Raw genomic sequence first — 17,814 nt, 5'->3', positions numbered from 1 at the left:
GAGGGATGGCGGCTGCGGAATCCGTTCCCAGTTGCGGGAGTTATGCCTAGGTACGGGAAATGCGCCTACGTACGGGAGCTGCGCCTACGTACGGGAACGGCAACCGATCACGCACCAACGCGCACGTGCCCGCCACCTGCTACCCGCTGCCCTAGCTATCCCCTACCCCCGCGAATCCCTCTCCCCCCACTACCCACTTCCTCTTCCTGTCTCAAGTGGGTACACGGCGGGGCGGCGCGCGCGATCCGGTAACGGCGCCGATGCCCCACCGGTCCGCCCCTTCACCCCCATCACCGCGCTTTCCTCAATACGTTCTCCCTCTTACATTCCCCACGATCCCCGCCCTTCACCCCCCACCAGTCACCCACCCGGGGCATTCGCGCGCGCCCCCTTCTCCCACTCCGCCCCCGTCACTCACTCCGCCCCTCCCCCCTACTCCTGGTACGTCTGACCGAGCAATCGCCGCATCGATTCCGCCGCCCGTACGGCCGCGTCACCACAGCAGTTGTTGAACAGCACGTGCACCACATCGGCCCGCTCCGCCATCTCCCGCACCCGCGGTACCCATTCCCTCAACTCTTCCTCTCCGTACCGGTGCCGGAATCGCTCCTCCTTGCTCCCGGTACCCCAGGCCGCATTACGCCCATGAAGTCGCACCACCGCCAGCCGGTCATCCGTAACGGGAGCGACGGGGGGTATGGAAGCCGGCAACGCCTGTGCCATGTCCACGGCCACGGCAGCCACCCCCAACTCGCGCAACAACGCCGCCGTGTCAGCCTGCCGACCCTCGCCCCGCCACCACTCCGGATGCCGGAATTCCACGGCGACCGGCCAGCCCTCCGTACGCTCCCTGCACCGCGTAAGGAACTCCTCGGCCCGCACGCCCGGCGCGAACCACGGCGGAAACTGAAACAACAAGGCCCCGAGCCGCCCAGCCGCCCGCAACGGCTCCACCGCCGCACTGAACCGTCGCCAGACTTCGTCCAACAGCCCACTGTCCGCCCCGGCTTCGCCACCCCTCCGCCGTACGAACGCGGACCGCAAATCATCCGGCAACGCCGCGGGCCGCGTCGGGTGACCGGTCAGCAAGGAAAACGCCTTCACATCAAACCGGAACCCGTCCGGCGTCCGCTCGGCCCACAGCCGGCTGTTGCGCTCACTGGGCAGCCCGTAATACGTGGAATCAACCTCCACCACCGGAAACTGCTCCGCGTAATGCCGCAACCGCCCCTCGGCATCCCGCCGTCCAACGGGATACCACCCACTCCCCACCAGCGCCCGATCCGTCCACGAACAGGTCCCGACCAAGATTTCACCCATGGTGATGCGGGTACCCAGAGAAGGGGATGGCACCGGAGGGAGCAGCACCTGTAGGGAGCCTCGCCGCGACGCGCTCGCCGAACGCAGCCCTTGGGAGGCAGAAGGCGGGCGCCAGGCGTGAGCGAGATGACGCCCGCCAGTGCGCGCTCACTTGGAGCCTGACGCACAAAACGCCGCGACCCAGCAGCCGACCCACCGGCTTTCCCGAACCAGCCCCCGGCCCCGGACCACGACCTGACGCAATTCCGTCACCCCCCTCCGCCATCCGTTACCGCGCCTTCCGGCATCTACGGATTCCTGCCCACTGACAGGAGGGGCTTCTACGGCCGGAACGGAAAACCACCTCATCCAGTGGTCATGAGAAATTCCCGGCACCGCGGCCACTCGCCGCCCCGCCCGGTCCGGAGAACGACGAAGGCCCCGACCGGAGTGCTTTCCGTAAGAGGCCGCGCCGCGGTTTTCGTGGTGGTCAGTTGGCGATGCCGACCGGGTGGACCTGGATCTTCTCGTCGTAGGGGCCGGCGAGCTTGGGGGCGTTGGCGGGCCACTTGAGGGAGACGCTGTGGGTCTCGTTGGGCGGGGTGACGATGAGGTGGGTGGGGGTGGCGAGGTTCCCACCACTGGTGTCGACCTTGTAGGAGATGCTGAAGGTGGCGGTGTCGCCGGGCTTGAGGTTGGTGATGCGGGGCTGCTCACCGCCGCGGTGGACGGGGGCGGAGGTGCCGTCGGCGTCCTTGAGGTCGACGCCGGCGAAACCGGTCACCGAGCAGGTCCGCCCACCCTTGTTGGTCATCTGAACGGTGACATCGCCGGTCTGCTGGTCGGGGGAGCTGTCCACGGCTTCCATGGTGAGCTCGGTGGTGCGGCAGAACTTGCCCTTCGCCGCGCTCTTGCCCGTGCTCTTCCCCGCACTCTTCTCCGTGCCCTTGGCGGCGCCGTTTCCGGATCCGCCGGTGGTGTGGGACGTGGTGCCGTCGCCGGCGCCCGGCTGTGCCTCGGTCACCTGCGTGCCGGCGGCGGGGTCGTTGCCGCCGGTGTCCGCCTGGGCTGCGGGCTTGGAGGCGGCGGTGTCCGAGCCGGAGCAGGCGGTCAGGGACAGGGCGGCGGCTGCGGTCAGTGCTGCGGCGGCGGTGCGGACGATGCGGCGGCGGGTGGAGGCGGTGGCGCTCATGTGGGGTCCCCCGGAGAGAGTCGGTGTCGGGTGCGTTTCCGTACGACATCGACTGTGCGTGGGCCCGCTACCGCCCGGCTGCCGCCCCGCTAACGCCCAGCTAACACCGGCACGACCAGGACAACGGACCGGGCCGGAGAATGACGAGGGCCCCGACCGGTGATCCGGTCGGGGCCCTCGTCTGCCCTGATGGGCGGGTGCGGAGGATACGAGATTCGAACTCGTGAGGGGTTGCCCCCAACACGCTTTCCAAGCGTGCGCCCTAGGCCACTAGGCGAATCCTCCGCCGCAAACAATACAAGACGTTGAGGGGTGCTCGCGAACATGGGCTCGGGGGAGGGGGTGCGGGTGGATCTTGGGTGGGGTGGGGTCGTGTGTGGGGGGCGGAATCCGCTAGGGTTGGGCGCAGCCCCTCACGTGGCGCTATCTCACCGAACTCCCCCAGGGCCGGAAGGCAGCAAGGGTAAGTGAGCTCTGGCGGGTGCGTGGGGGGCGTTTGCGTTCCGGGGATCGGGGGCGGCCCGGTTGTCAGTGCGGGCCGATATCGTCGTATGCGTGTCGTCCCTCGCGCTGTACCGCCGCTACCGCCCCGAGACCTTTGCTCAGGTCATCGGGCAAGAGCACGTGACCGATCCGCTGCAGCAGGCCCTGCGCAACAACAGGGTCAACCACGCGTATCTGTTCAGTGGGCCGCGTGGCTGCGGCAAGACGACCAGTGCGCGCATCCTGGCGCGCTGTCTGAACTGTGAGAAAGGTCCCACTCCCGATCCGTGCGGGGAGTGCCAGTCGTGTGTGGATCTCGCGAGGAACGGGCGGGGAAGCATCGATGTCATCGAGATCGACGCCGCTTCGCACGGTGGCGTCGACGATGCGCGTGAGCTGCGGGAGAAGGCGTTCTTCGGGCCGGCCAGCAGCCGGTACAAGATCTACATCATCGACGAGGCCCACATGGTCACGTCGGCGGGCTTCAACGCGCTGCTCAAGGTGGTCGAGGAGCCGCCGGAGCATCTGAAGTTCATCTTCGCGACGACCGAGCCCGAGAAGGTCATCGGGACGATCCGTTCGCGTACCCACCACTACCCGTTCCGGCTGGTGCCGCCGGGGACGCTGCGCGACTACCTGGGTGAGGTGTGCGGGCAGGAGGACATCCCCGTGGAGGAGGGTGTGCTGCCGCTCGTCGTACGGGCCGGGGCCGGGTCCGTGCGTGACTCGATGTCGGTGATGGACCAGCTGCTCGCCGGCGCGGGCGATGCCGGTGTGACATATGCCATGGCCACGTCCCTGCTCGGGTACACCGACGGGTCGCTGCTGGATTCGATCGTGGAAGCGTTCGCCGCGGGCGACGGGGCGGCGGCCTTCGAGGTCGTGGACCGCGTCATCGAGGGCGGCAACGACCCCCGGCGGTTCGTGGCCGACCTGCTGGAGCGGCTGCGGGACCTGGTGATCCTGGCGGCGGTGCCGGACGCGGCGGAGAAGGGTCTGATCGACTCGCCTGCCGATGTCGTCGAGCGGATGCAGGCCCAGGCGTCGGTGTTCGGGGGCGCGGAGCTGGCGCGCGCCGCCGACCTGGTCAATGTCGGATTGACGGAGATGCGGGGGGCCACCTCGCCGCGGCTGCAGCTCGAACTGATCTGCGCGCGGGTGCTGCTGCCTGCCGCGTACGACGACGAGCGCTCGGTGCAGGCGCGCCTCGACCGCCTGGAGCGCGGGGCGAGCACGGCCGGGCTGAACCTCGGTGGCGCGGTGTCGACGGGCATCGGCGGACCCGAGGTCGAGTACGTACCGGAGCCGGGGCCCGGCAGCCATGCCGCCGCGCCGCCTCCCGCGGGCCCACCCGCCGGGCCGTCCGGCCCGGCCGCGGCGCGGGCCGCGGTGCGGGGGATGGGTGCGGGGAGTGCCCCCGCGTCGGCGTCCGTGGGACCTTCGGAGCCCATGGCGAGCCCGCAGTCCATGGCGGCAGGTGCACAGTCCACGCCGGCAGGGGGTCAGCCTGCGGGAGGGGGCGCAGGAGCGGGAGCGGCACCGGCGGCACCCGGTGGGCCCGGTGAGCAGGCTGCTCACGGGGCTGCTGCTGGTGCGCCTGGAGGCGGGGCGGCTCCCGGGGCTTGGCCCGGTGCCGGTTCCGGTGCTGCGTCCGGGGCGTCCGGTGGGGCGGCGGCTCAGTCCGGCGCCCAGCCCGGGGCCTGGCCTGGTGCTGGAAGCGGCCAGGGAGTCGGCCAGAGTGGAGCCGGAGCCGGGGCCGGGGCCGGGGCCGGACAGCGGCAGCCCGGTGCCTGGCCTGGGCAGCAAGGGGCCGGTGGTGCGGCCGCTGGGCGACAGCCTGGTGGGTGGCCCACGGCTGCGGCGCCCGGGCAGGGTGGTTCGGCCGGTGGCGGTGCGCCGTCCGCGCCGGGTCAGTCCGAACCCGTACAGCATGGGCAGCAGGCCCCGTACGGACAGCAGCCCCAGTCCGGGCAGCAGGCCCCGCAGGGTGGCGGCAACATGGCGCAGGGGGCCGCGCAGGTGCGGCAGCTCTGGCCGGAGATTCTGGAGGCCGTGAAGGGCCGGCGGCGTTTCACCTGGATTCTGCTCAGCCAGAACGCGCAGGTCGCCGGGTTCGACGGCACGACGCTGCAGATCGGTTTCCCGAACGCGGGCGCTCGCGACAGCTTCGCCAACGGCGGCAGCGAGGACGTGCTGCGGCAGGCGCTGGCCGAGAAGTTCAACGTGCAGTGGAAGGTCGAGGCGATCGTCGATCCTTCCGGCGGCACCAATCCGCCCGGCGGTGGCGGAGGCGGTGGCGGTTTCGGCGGAGGCGCGCCGCAGGGCGGCGGCTTCGGCGGCGGCCCCTCGGGCGCGCCCGCGCAGGGCGGCGGCCAGGGCGGGTCCGGTGGACCGTCCGGCGGGTACGACGGCGGTTCCGGGTACGACGCGGGTGGTGCCACGGGCGGCGGCCAGGGCGCGCAGATGGCGCGGCAGGCGGTCGCGCCGACGGGCGCCCCGGCCGGAGGCGGCGGTTACGGGTCCGTCGGCGTCGGCACCGCCGGTGGCGGCGGGAACGGTGGTTCGTACGCGTCCGGAGGCGGTGCCGCGGGCGGTGCCGGTCCGGAGACCGGGTATCGCGAGCCGGAGCCCGCGCCGGTGTCGATAGAGGACGACATGCCGGCCGAGGACGACCCCGACCTCGTCGACTCCGCCCTGAGCGGACACGATCTGATCGTCCGCGAGCTGGGCGCGACGGTGGTCGAGGAGTTCAACAACGAGTACTGACGACGAGCGCCGACGACGAGCGCCGACGACGAGCGCCGACGACGAGCGCCAGCGATGAGCACCGGCGATGAGCACCGGCGATGAGCACCGGCGACGAGCACCGGCGACGAGCGCCAGCGACGAGCACCGACCACGAGTACCCCCAACAAGGACTGGCCGCCTCCGGGACGGCACCGCCCACTGACCGCGGACGGACGGCCGGGCGGGGAGCCAGGCCCAGGCCGGCCACCAGGACGTGTCCGCCCCGGTGACGGTGCGTGCCGCGCCCGTACCGCCGTGCTCCTCCGTACGGCGTAGGGCGTAGCGCCGTTCGAGCACGTAGGCTCGGGCTACCGCACCAATCGTTGTCGTACGGCAGGAGTCACGTAGTGATCCCCGGTGGTCAGCCCAACATGCAGCAGCTGCTCCAGCAGGCCCAGAAGATGCAGCAGGATCTCGCGGCGGCCCAGCAGGAGCTGGCCGAAACGCCCGTCGAGGGCTCGGCGGGAGGCGGCCTGGTCAAGGCGACCGTGAACGGCTCCGGCGAGCTCAAGGGCCTGGTCATCGACCCCAAGGCGGTGGACCCCGAGGCGGGGAGCGCGGAGGAGAACGCGGAGACCCTCGCGGACCTCGTCCTGGCCGCCGTACGGGACGCCAATGCCAGCGCCCAGCAGCTCCAGCAGGAGAAGCTCGGCCCGCTCGCCCAGGGCCTGGGCGGCGGCGGCATCCCCGGCCTCCCCTTCTGAGCCACCCGGCCTCGGGCCCGGTCCGGGCCTCGGACCAGGCCCTGGCCACGGCCCCGGGCCCGTCCCGGTCACCGGGACGGGCCCGGGGAAGAGTTGGGTAAACGGGGCTCCCTTTCCGGGGAGCAGCCAACTAGCGTACGCAGCACGGCAGAAGAGAGAGAAGACGTTCCGTGTATGAAGGCGTGGTTCAGGACCTGATCGACGAGCTGGGCAGGCTGCCCGGCGTCGGTCCCAAGAGCGCGCAGCGGATCGCCTTCCACATTCTTCAGGCCGAGCCGACCGACGTACGCCGGCTCGCGAACGCGCTGATGGAGGTCAAGGCGAAGGTGCGGTTCTGCAGCGTCTGCGGCAATGTCGCGCAGGACGAGCAGTGCCGGGTCTGTCTGGATCCCCGCCGCGACCCGGCGGTCATCTGCGTCGTGGAGGAACCCAAGGACGTCGTGGCGATCGAGCGGACCCGCGAGTTCCGCGGCCGCTATCACGTGCTCGGCGGGGCGATCAGCCCGATCGAGGGCGTGGGCCCCGACGATCTGCGGATCAGGGAACTCCTGGCCAGGCTCGCGGACGGCACGATCACCGAGCTGATCCTGGCCACCGACCCGAATCTGGAGGGCGAGGCCACGGCCACGTACCTCGCGCGCATGGTCAAGCCGATGGGCCTTCGGGTGACGCGGCTGGCCAGCGGACTGCCCGTCGGGGGCGATCTGGAGTATGCCGACGAGGTCACGCTCGGGCGGGCCTTCGAAGGGAGGAGACTTCTCGATGTCTGATGCCACGCTGCACGACGCGACGCAGAACCCGGACGATTTCGCCGTACAGATCTCCGACTCGATCGAAAGCTTCATCGTCGCGGTCACCGAGGTGGCCAAGGGCGACGAGCCGGACAGTGCCGTGCCGTTTCTGCTGCTGGAGGTCTCCCAGCTGCTGCTGACCGGCGGCCGGCTGGGCGCGCACGAGGACATCGTGCCGGACGAGCGGTACGAGCCCGACGTCGGCCCGGAGCCGGACGTGGACGAGCTGCGGGAGCGTTTCGCCCGGCTGCTGGACCCGGTCGACGTGTACTCCGAGGTCTTCGACCCGTACGTACCGCGCAGCGAGCCCGTCGCGTCCCGGATCTCGGACGATCTCGCGGACATCATCACGGACCTGCGGCACGGGCTGGCGCACTACCGCGCGGGCCGGATCAGCGAGGCGCTGTGGTGGTGGCAGTTCTCGTACCTGTCGAACTGGGGGCCGACGGCGAGCGCGGCCCTGCGCGCGCTGCAGTCGCTGGTCGCCCACGTACGCCTCGACCAGCCGCTGGACGCGCTGGACGGCCTGGACACGGACAGCGGCGCGGTGGACGGCGACGAGGAGCGGCTGGCCGAGGAGGCCGGCAAGGTCATGGCGGCGGAGATCGCCGGGCCGCTGGGGCTGCGGCGGGTGTGAGACGGCCCGGTGGGCGGGTACGCGTTTCCCTGACGCGGCCCACCCGTGCGGCCGCCATGCCGGTGTGACCTGGCTTACCTTTCCGTGTGCCCCCGGGAGAAGCGGGCATGTGCTGGCCGAGCGGGCGCAACGGCGCGCCCACGCCGGTCCACGACAACGCGTGACGTGAGCCAGATGTCTCACCATGTGGTATTGGCGAGGCGGATTCCGCCTGCTCGTTAGACTGAGCCGACCGCAGTACCCCCGTGTCAGGGGGTCCGGGAGGAAACTCCCGAAGAGACAGTTGCGAGGAGCGCACGTGGGCCTTGTCGTGCAGAAGTACGGCGGCTCATCCGTTGCGGATGCCGAGGGCATCAAGCGCGTTGCCAAGCGAATCGTCGAGGCCAAGAAGAACGGCAACCAGGTGGTTGTGGTGGTCTCCGCGATGGGCGACACGACGGACGAGCTGATCGATCTCGCGCAGGAAGTGTCCCCGATGCCGTCGGGGCGCGAGTTCGACATGCTGCTGACCGCCGGAGAGCGGATCTCCATGGCCTTGCTGGCGATGGCGATCAAAAACCTCGGTCACGAGGCGCAGTCCTTCACCGGCAGCCAGGCCGGTGTCATCACCGACTCCGTGCACAACAAGGCACGGATCATCGATGTCACCCCGGGCCGCATCAAGACGTCCGTGGACGAGGGCAACATCGCCATCGTCGCCGGTTTCCAGGGCGTCTCCCAGGACAAGAAGGACATCACCACGCTGGGGCGGGGCGGCTCGGACACCACCGCCGTCGCGCTGGCCGCGGCGCTGGACGCGGATGTCTGTGAGATCTACACCGACGTGGACGGCGTCTTCACCGCCGACCCCCGGGTCGTGAAGAAGGCCCGGAAGATCGACTGGATCTCGTTCGAGGACATGCTGGAGCTGGCCAGCTCCGGTTCCAAGGTGCTGCTGCACCGCTGCGTCGAGTACGCCCGCCGTTACAACATCCCGATCCACGTCCGCTCGTCCTTCTCGGGGCTGCGCGGCACCTGGGTCAGCAACGAACCGCAAGGGGACCAGCCCATGGAGCAGGCGATCATCTCGGGCGTCGCGCACGACACCTCCGAGGCGAAGGTCACGGTCGTCGGCGTGCCGGACAAGCCGGGCGAGGCGGCGACGATCTTCCGCGCCATCGCGGACTCCGAGGTCAACATCGACATGGTCGTGCAGAACGTGTCGGCCGCCTCGACGGGCCTGACCGACATCTCCTTCACGCTGCCGAAGGACGAGGGCCGCAAGGCCGTCGCGGCGCTGGAGAAGACCAAGGCGTCGGTGGGCTTCGACTCGCTGCGCTACGACGACCAGATCGCCAAGATCTCGCTGGTCGGCGCCGGTATGAAGACCAACCCCGGGGTGACGGCGACCTTCTTCGAGGCGCTGTCCAACGCGGGCGTGAACATCGAGCTGATCTCGACCTCCGAGATCCGCATCTCGGTCGTCACCCGTGCCGACGACGTCAAGGAAGCCGTGCAGGCCGTGCACAGCGCCTTCGGTCTCGACAGTGAGAGTGACGAGGCCGTGGTGTACGGCGGCACCGGTCGATGACGTCCCCCTTCTCGGGTACGGCTACGGGCCGCGCGGGTGACCGCGCGGCCCGTAAGCCGCAGCTGGCCGTCGTCGGCGCCACCGGCGCGGTCGGCTCGGTGCTGCTCGGCATCCTCTCCGAGCGGGCCGACATCTGGGGCGAGATCCGGCTCGTGTCCTCTGCCCGCTCGGCCGGCCGGAAGCTGACCGTACGGGGCGAGGAGGTCGAGGTCCTCGCGCTGGCCGAGGAGGTCTTCGGCGGTATCGACGTCGCGGTGTTCGACGTACCCGACGAGGTCGCCGCGCAGTGGGCGCCGATCGCCGCCGCCAAGGGCGCGGTGGTCGTGGACAACTCGGCCGCCTTCCGGCTGGACCCGGACGTGCCGCTGGTGGTCCCCGAGGTCAACGCGCACGCGGCGCGGGTGCGCCCGCGTGGCATCGTCGCCAACCCGAACTGCACCACGCTCTCGATGATCGTCGCGCTGGGCGCGCTGCACGCCGAGTACGGGCTCAGCGAGCTGATCGTCTCCTCGTACCAGGCCGTCTCGGGCGCGGGCAGGGACGGCGTGGACACGCTGCGCTCGCAGCTCGCCGCGGTCTCGGGTACGGAACTGGGCACCACCCCCGGCGACGTACGGCGGGCGATGGGTGACACCCTCGGGCCGTTCCCGGCGCCGGTCGCGCTGAACGTCGTGCCGTGGGCCGGGTCGTTGCAGGAGGACGGCTGGTCCTCGGAGGAACTCAAGGTCCGTAACGAGTCGCGGAAGATCCTGGGGCTGCCCGGTCTGCGGGTCTCCGCCACCTGCGTACGGGTTCCCGTGATCACCACTCACTCGCTGACCGTGCACGCGCGGTTCGAGAACGAGGTCACGGTCGCCGGGGCGCACGAGATCCTGGCCTCCGCGCCGGGCGTCGTGGTCTGTGACGATCCGGCGCAGGGCGAGTTCCCCACGCCCGCCGATGTGGTCGGCACGGACCCGACCTGGGTCGGGCGGGTACGGCGGGCGCTGGACGACCCCCGTGCGCTGGAGCTGTTCGTGTGCGGGGACAATCTTCGCAAGGGCGCGGCGCTGAACGCGGCACAGATCGCCGAGGTGGTCGCGGCGGAGCTGACGGCGTAGGACGCCGGAGCCCGGTCCGGGGAGGACCGGTGTCCGGTAATCGGTGCTCCGTGGCCGGGAACCGTCGTCGGCGGTCCCGGTGGGCCGCTTCGGGCCGGGCTCTGACCCGATTGGTGCTGTCACTGATCCGCTCAGGAGATACCTTGTGAGTCGTGTGAAGGTCCTGTGAGCGAGTCGTTGGTCCAAACCACTTGAACTGGCCCGACGGCGTGTTCGACCATGCGCTTCCCCCCTTGCTGCAACCGGTAGTTGGGAGGGAAGCGTCTTTGTGGCCGCCCCTCGCGGGTGGCCATGGCCGTGCGGGACAAATGGGGTATTTGGGGAGCAGCTGGTACGCATGAGGGCATTTGACTCACCGTCAAAAACGGTGTCTTGCGCGTACAACCCTGATGGGGGGAAACGTGTCCAACAGGCGTGGCAGAGGTACTCGGCATCACGATCGCCCCAGGGGGCTCCGGTGGCACGGCGGTGCGGCCGTTGCGGCCCCGGCTGCCCGGGGGCATGCCGGTGATCGCCCCGTGGCCCGCCGCGCAGCCCGCGCAACCCGCGCAGCTCTCTCCCCAGCGTGGGGACACTGACGACGCGATGGCTGCGGGCACGACTGTCGACCATCTCACCGAGACCTACCGCGCGCACTACCGTTCGCTGCTGGGGCTGGCCGCGCTGCTGCTGGACGACACCGCCTCGTGCGAGGACGTCGTCCAGGAAGCCTTCATCCGGGTGCACTCCGCCCGGGGCCGGGTGCGTGACCCCGAGAAGACCCTTGCCTATCTGCGCCAGACCGTCGTCAATCTCTCCCGCTCCGCGCTGCGCCGCCGCATCCTCGGGCTGAAGCTGCTCTCCAAGCCGATGCCCGACATGGCCAGCGCGGAGGAAGGCGCGTACGACCTCCTGGAACGCGACCAACTGATCAAGGCGATGCGCGGGCTGCAGCGTCGCCAGCGCGAGGTCCTGGTCCTGCGCTACTTCGCGGACATGACCGAGGCACAGGTCGCCGAGACCTTGGGGATATCGCTCGGTTCGGTGAAGGCGTACGGCTCACGGGGTATCGCGGCGCTGCGCGTCGCCATGGAGGCTCCCGCATGAGTGGCAAGCAGTTCGGCCCGTACGACCCGCATGATCCGCAAGGCCCGCACTACCGGCAGGACCCGCACGTTTCGCACGAAGAGAACGACCCGCGCCGCTCCCAGAAGGCCGGCGACGCGGATGATCCGCGTGCTGCCCGCGACCCGCAGGGTCCGGAAGGTGACGGCTCCGGAGCCGGTTCCGGCGTAGGCGAGGACGAGCTGCGGCGGCTGCTGCGCTCCGCCGTCGACGACCTGGAGCCCGCTCCCGACGCGCTCGACCACCTGCGCCGCGCCGTCCCGGCCCGCCGCCGGCGCCGCCGCCATGCCGTGGTGGGCGCGGCCGCGGCCCTCCTGCTCGGCGGTACGTCCATCCCCGCGATGGTGCACGTGGCCAGCTTCAGCGACGGCCCCGAGGACCGCCCCGCCAACGCCGCCAGCACGCAGCGCACCCCGGGCGGCACCACGGGCTCGCACGGCGAGGGCACGGAGCGTACCGGCAAGCCGCCGACCGGCAACGGCGGCAAGAAGACGGAAGAGGGAACCAAGACCGCCGAGCCGGGCAAGGGCCCGGACAAGAACGGCAAGCAGCCCGGCACCGGCGTTGGAACCACCCCCGATCCGTCAGCCACGATGGACGTCACCTCGCCCGCCTGCTCACGTGCGCAGCTTGGCAACGGTGTCAGCCACGTCGGTCCGGCCGACTCGGCGGGCCGGGTCTACGGCGCGTTCCGGGTGGTGAACACCTCCGACACCACGTGTTCGGTCGAAGGCGGCGGCCAGGTCGGCGTCCTCGCCCAGGGCAGTACGAACAGCTCGCGCATCAGCGTCGTGGACCACACGGCGGGCGACGCGGCCCCCGGTCTGCCCGACCCGATCACGACGCCGGACCAGCTGGTGCTCAAGCCGGGCCAGGCGTACGAGGTCAAGTTCGCGTGGGTGCCGGCCGAGGGCGGCGGGGTCACCGGCTGCGCGGCGCCCCCGCCCTCGCCGTCCCCGGGCCCGTCCAAGGCGCCCGGCGAGACCTCGCCCGGCGCCTCGGCGGCCGCCACGGACGGCGGCAGCAGCGGCGGCACCACGGGCGGCGGCGGCCAGGCCGGTGGCGACGACGGCACGCCGGGCGGCGGTTCCAAGCCGCCGGGCGGTGTCGTGCTCAACCACACACCGGAGGCCGGGGAGCCCGCGGCGGCGGACGCCAAGATCCCGGACGCCTGCGCGGGCACGGTCTACCGCACCGAGGCGCTGCCCGCCAAGTAACCGGTGGTCCCTGCCGGGCGCATGGCGGTGGGGCGGCTCGGCCCCGCCGTCCGGTCCGGGTGGCTCTCCCCGTACCGTTGGCCATGTGTACCGGTTCCTGCTGACCCCGCGGTGGTGGGGAATCAACGTCTTCGCCGTACTGGCGATCCCTTTCTGCGTCTTCATGGGCAGCTGGCAGCTGAGCCGCTTCGAGGACCGCGTCGACACCCACCACCAGCAGGAGGACCGGTCCGCCGAGGCGAAGACCGCGGCCGCCAGGCCGCTCGCCGAGCTGCTGCCGGTGGACAAGGTCACCTCCGGCCGGCAGGCCACCGCGACCGGCCGCTACGACACCGCCCACCAGCTGCTCGTACCGGACCGCCGGCTCGACGACCGGCGCGGCTTCTACGTGCTGACGCTGCTGCGCACGGACGGCGGCAAGGCCCTCCCGGTCGTACGGGGCTGGCTGCCCGGAGACGCGAACGCGCCGGAGGACCGGGCGAAGGTGCCCGCGCCGCCGAGCGGTGCGGTGAAGGTGACCGGCGCCTTGCAGGCGTCGGAGAACCAGGGCACCGACGGGGTGCACGCGGGCGGCGGGCTGCCGGCCGGGCAGCTCGGCATGATCAGCGCGGCGTCGCTGGTCAACATCGTGCCGTACGACGTGTACGACGCCTGGATCACCGTGACCGAGGCGCAGGCCCCGCTGCGTGCCGTACCGCCGACGGCGGCGGAGGGCAGCGGCCTGGACCTGAAGGCGTTCCAGAACCTGGGCTACACCGGGGAATGGTTCGTGTTCGCCGGCTTCGTCCTCTTCATGTGGTTCCGGCTTTTCCGCCGGGAGGCGGAGGCGGCCAGGGATGTGGCGCTGGGGCTGGTCCCGGGGGAGGGGACGGACGGGGCGGACAGTGCTGCGTCCGGGGAGAAGGCGGACGACAGCGCGCCCGCGGAGAAGGCGGGCGAGGCGGAGAACGGTGCGTCCGGGGAGAAGGCGGCCGGGGCGCCGCGGCCCTGACCGCCCTGCCGGGACGCGTCCCGGCTACTTCCAGTGAGCCGGTCGGCTCAGGCCCGTCGGCAGCTTGGTCGCCGCGTCGCCCTTGGCCGCGTTGAGCTGGGCCTGGGTGACGAAGATCGCGCCGGTGAGGTCGGCGCCGCTCAGGTTCGCGTCGCGGAAGTCCACGCCGATCAGGTCGGCGGTACGCAGATCGGCGCCCGTGAGGTCGGCGGCGATGAGGTAGGCGCCGCGCAGATTGGCGCCCCGCAGGTTGGCGCCCGCGAGCCGGGCGCCCATCAGGTCGGCGCCCCGGTGGTTCTTCTTGCGGCCGGGCACGGCGGCCCGCACCAGTTCGCTGGTACGCAGCAGCAGCGCGTTGACCTCCTGCCGTACGGCCGCGACGTCCACCTGGGCAAGCTCCTCGGCGCTGCCCCGGGTCAGCCGGTCGGTCTCCTTCAGGGCCCGGCGGAGGTCCTTGTGGACGGGGCGGGCGGGCGGCAGCGACAGCGCCTCGGTCAGGTACCAGAGCAGCTCGTGGAGCTGGCGCATGACGGGGAACACGTCGAACATCGGCCGCGCGGTGTCCGGCGCGCTGCGCCAGTCCGTACCGCCGAAGGTGATCTGGGAGACCTTCTGGCCCGCGCCGAAGCAGTCGAAGACCGTACAGCCGGAGAAGCCCTTGTCGCGCAGGCGGGCGTGGATGCCGCAGCTGAAGTCCGCCTGGAGATTGCCGCACGGCTTGCCCGCGGGCTTGTCGACCGCGAAGTCGGCCGAGGCGGCGAAGGGCAGCGCCACACAGCACAGCCCGAAGCAGCTGCCGCAGTCGGCCTGCAGGTCGAGACGGCCGTCACCGGCCGAGGGGGCTTCCTGCTTCTGGGACACCGCGCGTGATCTCCTGCCACAAGACGAGCAGGAGCACGCTCCTGCCACACGATGAGCACCGCGTTCGCGATTGCCGTGGCAACCTGCTTCGCGACCGCCGTGGCGCCGCTTCCACGACTGCCGTCGCGATTGCCGTGCTCCGTACAAACCTCCATTGTCCCGGATGGGGAGGGGAGGCGGGGTGGGGGAGAGGGCGCGGGGTGGGGGCGGGGGGAGGGCTTGGGCGGCTGCTCCGGGGGCCCCTCCCCTCCCCCCCCCGCCCCACCCCCACCCCCGCACCCCCCTGAGTTCCTACTCCTTGAGCTCCCCATCCCCTCCCAGCCCCAGATACCGCCGAGTGAAGTCCAGCTCCAGGCGGACCTGCTTGATGCGCTCTTCGACGACCAGCGAGCCGTGGCCGGCGTCGTAGCGATAGACCTCGTGCGGGTGGTTGCGGGCCTTCAGGCGGTCGACGTAGTTCTCCACCTGGCGGATGGGGCAGCGCGGGTCGTTGACCCCGGCGGAGATGTAGACCGGCGCGCGTACCGCGTCCACGTACGTCAGCGGGGAGGACGCCTCGAAGCGCTCCGGGACCTCCTCCGGTGTGCCGCCGAGCAGCGTGCGGTCCATCGCCTTCAGGGCTTCCATCTCGTCGTGGTACGCGGTGACGTAGTCCGCCACCGGGACCGCGGCCAGGCCGAGCGCCCACGCCTCCGGCTGGGTGCCCAGTCCGAGCAGCGTCAGATAGCCGCCCCACGAGCCGCCGGACAGCACCAGCCGCTGCGGGTCGGCCAGCCCGGAGGAGACGGCCCATTCCCGTACCGCCGCGATGTCCTCCAGCTCGATCAGCCCGACGCGGTGCTTGAGCGCGTCCGTCCACTCGCGGCCGTAGCCCGTCGAGCCGCGGTAGTTCACGCGGACCACGGCGAAACCGTGGTCCACCCATGCCGCGGGCCCGGACGCGAAAGCATCGCTGTCGTGCCACGTCGGGCCGCCGTGCACCTCGAACACGGTCGGGAACGGGCCATCGCCCTCCGGCCGCTGGACCAGCGCGTGGACCGTGCCGCCGGGGCCCTCCACCCACGCGTCCGTCACCGGCACCGACCCCGGCGCCTTCGCCCCGGGCGGGTCCAGGACGACCGCCCCGCTGGTCGAGCGCACCTCCGGCGGCTGCGCGGCCGACGACCAGAGGAACTCCACCGCGCCGTCCGGCCGGGCCGTCGCCCCGGAGACCGTCCCGGTGGGCGTCTCGACGCGGGTCAGCGTCCGCGTCAGCGGTTCGTAGCGCCACAGCTCGGCGCGCGCCCGGAACTCGTGCTCCACCAGCAGGGCCGCGCCGTCCGGATACCAGTCGGCGCCCACGTCGCCCGGCAGGTCGATCGCCAGGGCGCTCTCCTCGCCCGACAGCGGGTCCCAGATCATCGGCTCCCAGCGCCCGCGCCGCTGATGGCCCACCAGCAGCCGGGAGTCGCCGTCCACCGGCGCGAAGCCCATCACCGAAAGGCCCAGCTCCTCGGTGCCGCCCTTGGTGTCGTCCAGCTCGGCGACGGTCGAGCCGTCCGGCCGTACGACGCGGATCGCGGAGTGCATCGCGTCACCGTGCTCGGTGTGCTCGACCGCGATCAGGGAGCCGTCGTGCGACAGGGCACCGACGCCCGCCGATTCGCGGTGCCGGTAGATCTCCACGGGCGGCTGCCCGGGCCGTACGACATGGATGGTGGTGCCGTCCTCGTCCGTGGACCGGCCGATCACCGCCGTGCCGTCCCGGCCGAGCGCCAGGCCCGCCGGGTACGAGGGCTCCAGACCGGGCGCGGCCGGCTCGTCCGCGCCGCCGCCGAACGGCTGCCGCATCCAGACGCCGAACTCGTCGCCGTCGGTGTCGGAGAACCACCAGATCCACTCGCCGTCCGGCGTCAGGGTGCCGTCCGTCGTGCCGTTCGGACGGTCCGTGACCTGCCGCTGCTCGCCGGTCGCCCGGTCCCAGGCGTACAGCTCGAAGGTGCCCGTCGCGTTCGAGACGAACAGCGAGCGGTCCGGGGCGTCCTCGGCCCACTCGGGCAGGCTGACCCGCGGCGCCCGGAAGCGCTTCTCCCAGTCCGGCGCGGCACCGGGGGAACCGGCCGCCCGCGGGGCGCACGCCGCCCCGGAGCTGTCAGTGTTGGCAGTGGTGGTCTCGTCAGTCATGGCCCCATTCTGCGCAGGGTCGGGAAAAATCCGCTGGCGCGGCCCCCAGCCTGTGGATAACTTCGGCGGATGCTGACACACAAGGGACCCGAGGACTGGCGTGCGGCCAACCGGGCCATGTGGGACGAGCGCGTTCCCCTGCACCTCGCCAGCGACTATTACGACCAGGACGGCTTCCGCCGGCGCCGCGATGTGATCCGCGACTTCGAGGTGGCGGAGGTCGGCGATGTCACCGGCAGGACGCTGCTGCACCTCCAGTGCCACATCGGCCAGGACACCCTGTCCTGGGTCCACCGCGGCGCCGCCCACGCCGTCGGCCTGGACTTCTCCGAGCCCGCCGTCGAGGCGGCCCGCGCGACGGCCGCCGAGCTGGGCATCGGCCCGGACCGCGCCACGTTCCTCGCCGCCGACGTGTACGACGCGGCCGAGGCCGTCGCCGCCTCCGCGACCGCCCCCGACACGTACGACGTCGTCTACACCGGCATCGGCTCGCTGTGCTGGCTCCCGGACATCCGCCGCTGGGCGGAGACGGCCGCCTCGCTGATCGCCCCCGGCGGCTTCCTCTACCTCGCCGAGTTCCACCCGCTCACCGACGCCCTGGACGACGAGAGCGGCTCGCGTATCGCGCACGACTACTTCAGCCGGGACGCGTGGGTCGACGAGAGCCCCGGTACGTATACGGACTTCTCGGCCCCCACGGTCAACAACCGCCGCGTCGAATGGCAGCACACCCTCGGCGACGTGGTCTCCGCGCTGGCCGCGACGGGCCTGCGCCTGGAGTTCCTGCACGAGCACGACATGACGATGTTCCAGCGCTTCGGCTCGCTGGAACGCGGGGACGACGGCTTCTACCGCCTGCCCGCAGGCCGTCCCCGCGTCCCGCTCATGTACTCGCTCAAGGCGACGCGCCCGTAA

At 71.5% G+C, this 17,814-nt stretch carries 14 protein-coding genes, 1 tRNA gene and 1 other RNA gene; 11 read left to right on the top strand and 5 right to left on the bottom strand.

Features of this window, described 5'->3' with window-relative positions; genetic code table 11:
• Positions 1-432 precede the first annotated feature (432 nt).
• The 3 genes from CP984_RS18080 to CP984_RS18070 all read right to left on the bottom strand — a co-directional run bounded on the left by CP984_RS18080 (position 433) and on the right by CP984_RS18070 (position 2,776).
• Complete coding sequence (locus CP984_RS18080; RefSeq protein ID WP_030183927.1) at positions 433-1,320, bottom strand: DUF72 domain-containing protein; 888 nt, start codon at positions 1,318-1,320, stop codon at positions 433-435.
• 469 nt (positions 1,321-1,789) lie between these two features.
• On the bottom strand, positions 1,790-2,491 hold the full coding sequence (locus tag CP984_RS18075; protein ID WP_003984658.1) for a DUF4232 domain-containing protein: 702 nt from the start codon (positions 2,489-2,491) through the stop codon (positions 1,790-1,792).
• 200 nt (positions 2,492-2,691) lie between these two features.
• A tRNA-Ser gene (locus CP984_RS18070) sits at positions 2,692-2,776 on the bottom strand.
• A gap of 119 nt (positions 2,777-2,895) precedes the next feature.
• Between CP984_RS18070 and ffs the strand changes: the two genes are divergently transcribed.
• The 10 genes from ffs (at position 2,896) to CP984_RS18020 (ending at position 13,875) form a co-directional block, all read left to right on the top strand.
• An RNA gene (gene ffs, locus CP984_RS18065) (signal recognition particle sRNA small type) lies at positions 2,896-2,994 on the top strand.
• 52 nt (positions 2,995-3,046) lie between these two features.
• Complete coding sequence (locus CP984_RS18060) at positions 3,047-5,740, top strand: DNA polymerase III subunit gamma and tau (protein WP_030183924.1); 2,694 nt, start codon at positions 3,047-3,049, stop codon at positions 5,738-5,740.
• Between the two features lie 368 nt (positions 5,741-6,108).
• On the top strand, positions 6,109-6,465 hold the full coding sequence (locus tag CP984_RS18055; protein WP_003984656.1) for a YbaB/EbfC family nucleoid-associated protein: 357 nt from the start codon (positions 6,109-6,111) through the stop codon (positions 6,463-6,465).
• A gap of 170 nt (positions 6,466-6,635) precedes the next feature.
• Positions 6,636-7,235, top strand: coding sequence for a recombination mediator RecR (recR, locus tag CP984_RS18050; protein ID WP_003984655.1), 600 nt, complete (start codon positions 6,636-6,638; stop codon positions 7,233-7,235).
• Positions 7,228-7,893, top strand: a complete 666-nt coding sequence (locus CP984_RS18045; protein ID WP_003984654.1) for a DUF5063 domain-containing protein — start codon at positions 7,228-7,230, stop codon at positions 7,891-7,893. Before recR ends, CP984_RS18045 begins: the two co-directional genes overlap by 8 nt.
• Before the next feature lie 298 nt (positions 7,894-8,191).
• Positions 8,192-9,463 (top strand): aspartate kinase, encoded by a 1,272-nt coding sequence (locus CP984_RS18040; RefSeq protein ID WP_003984653.1) that lies wholly within the window; start codon positions 8,192-8,194, stop codon positions 9,461-9,463.
• Positions 9,460-10,563, top strand: coding sequence for an aspartate-semialdehyde dehydrogenase (locus CP984_RS18035; protein WP_003984651.1), 1,104 nt, complete (start codon positions 9,460-9,462; stop codon positions 10,561-10,563). Before CP984_RS18040 ends, CP984_RS18035 begins: the two co-directional genes overlap by 4 nt.
• Positions 10,564-10,977: 414 nt before the next feature.
• On the top strand, positions 10,978-11,649 hold the full coding sequence (locus CP984_RS18030; RefSeq protein WP_391870155.1) for a SigE family RNA polymerase sigma factor: 672 nt from the start codon (positions 10,978-10,980) through the stop codon (positions 11,647-11,649).
• A complete protein-coding gene (locus CP984_RS18025; RefSeq protein WP_003984649.1) occupies positions 11,646-12,884 on the top strand; it encodes a hypothetical protein in 1,239 nt (412 codons plus the stop codon). Before CP984_RS18030 ends, CP984_RS18025 begins: the two co-directional genes overlap by 4 nt.
• Before the next feature lie 85 nt (positions 12,885-12,969).
• Positions 12,970-13,875: an SURF1 family protein gene (locus tag CP984_RS18020; protein ID WP_003984648.1), complete on the top strand. Its 906-nt coding sequence runs from the start codon at positions 12,970-12,972 to the stop codon at positions 13,873-13,875.
• Between the two features lie 24 nt (positions 13,876-13,899).
• On the opposite strand, the gene CP984_RS18015 is transcribed toward CP984_RS18020, so the two are convergent.
• Together CP984_RS18015 and CP984_RS18010 are read right to left on the bottom strand one after the other, a co-directional pair.
• A complete protein-coding gene (locus tag CP984_RS18015; protein WP_003984647.1) occupies positions 13,900-14,736 on the bottom strand; it encodes a pentapeptide repeat-containing protein in 837 nt (278 codons plus the stop codon).
• Positions 14,737-15,027: 291 nt separating this feature from the next.
• Positions 15,028-16,899 carry a S9 family peptidase gene (locus CP984_RS18010; RefSeq protein WP_003987240.1) on the bottom strand — a complete coding sequence of 624 codons (1,872 nt, stop codon included), beginning with the start codon at positions 16,897-16,899 and terminating at the stop codon, positions 15,028-15,030.
• A 69-nt stretch (positions 16,900-16,968) separates the two neighbouring features.
• Between CP984_RS18010 and CP984_RS18005 the strand changes: the two genes are divergently transcribed.
• Positions 16,969-17,814, top strand: coding sequence for a class I SAM-dependent methyltransferase (locus CP984_RS18005; protein ID WP_003987239.1), 846 nt, complete (start codon positions 16,969-16,971; stop codon positions 17,812-17,814).

The sequence above is a fragment of the Streptomyces rimosus genome (assembly GCF_008704655.1).
GTDB classification, from domain to species: Bacteria; Actinomycetota; Actinomycetes; order Streptomycetales; family Streptomycetaceae; genus Streptomyces; species Streptomyces rimosus.
Note: the sequence above shows the minus strand (reverse complement) of the source record. Positions and strands in the feature narration are given on the sequence as shown.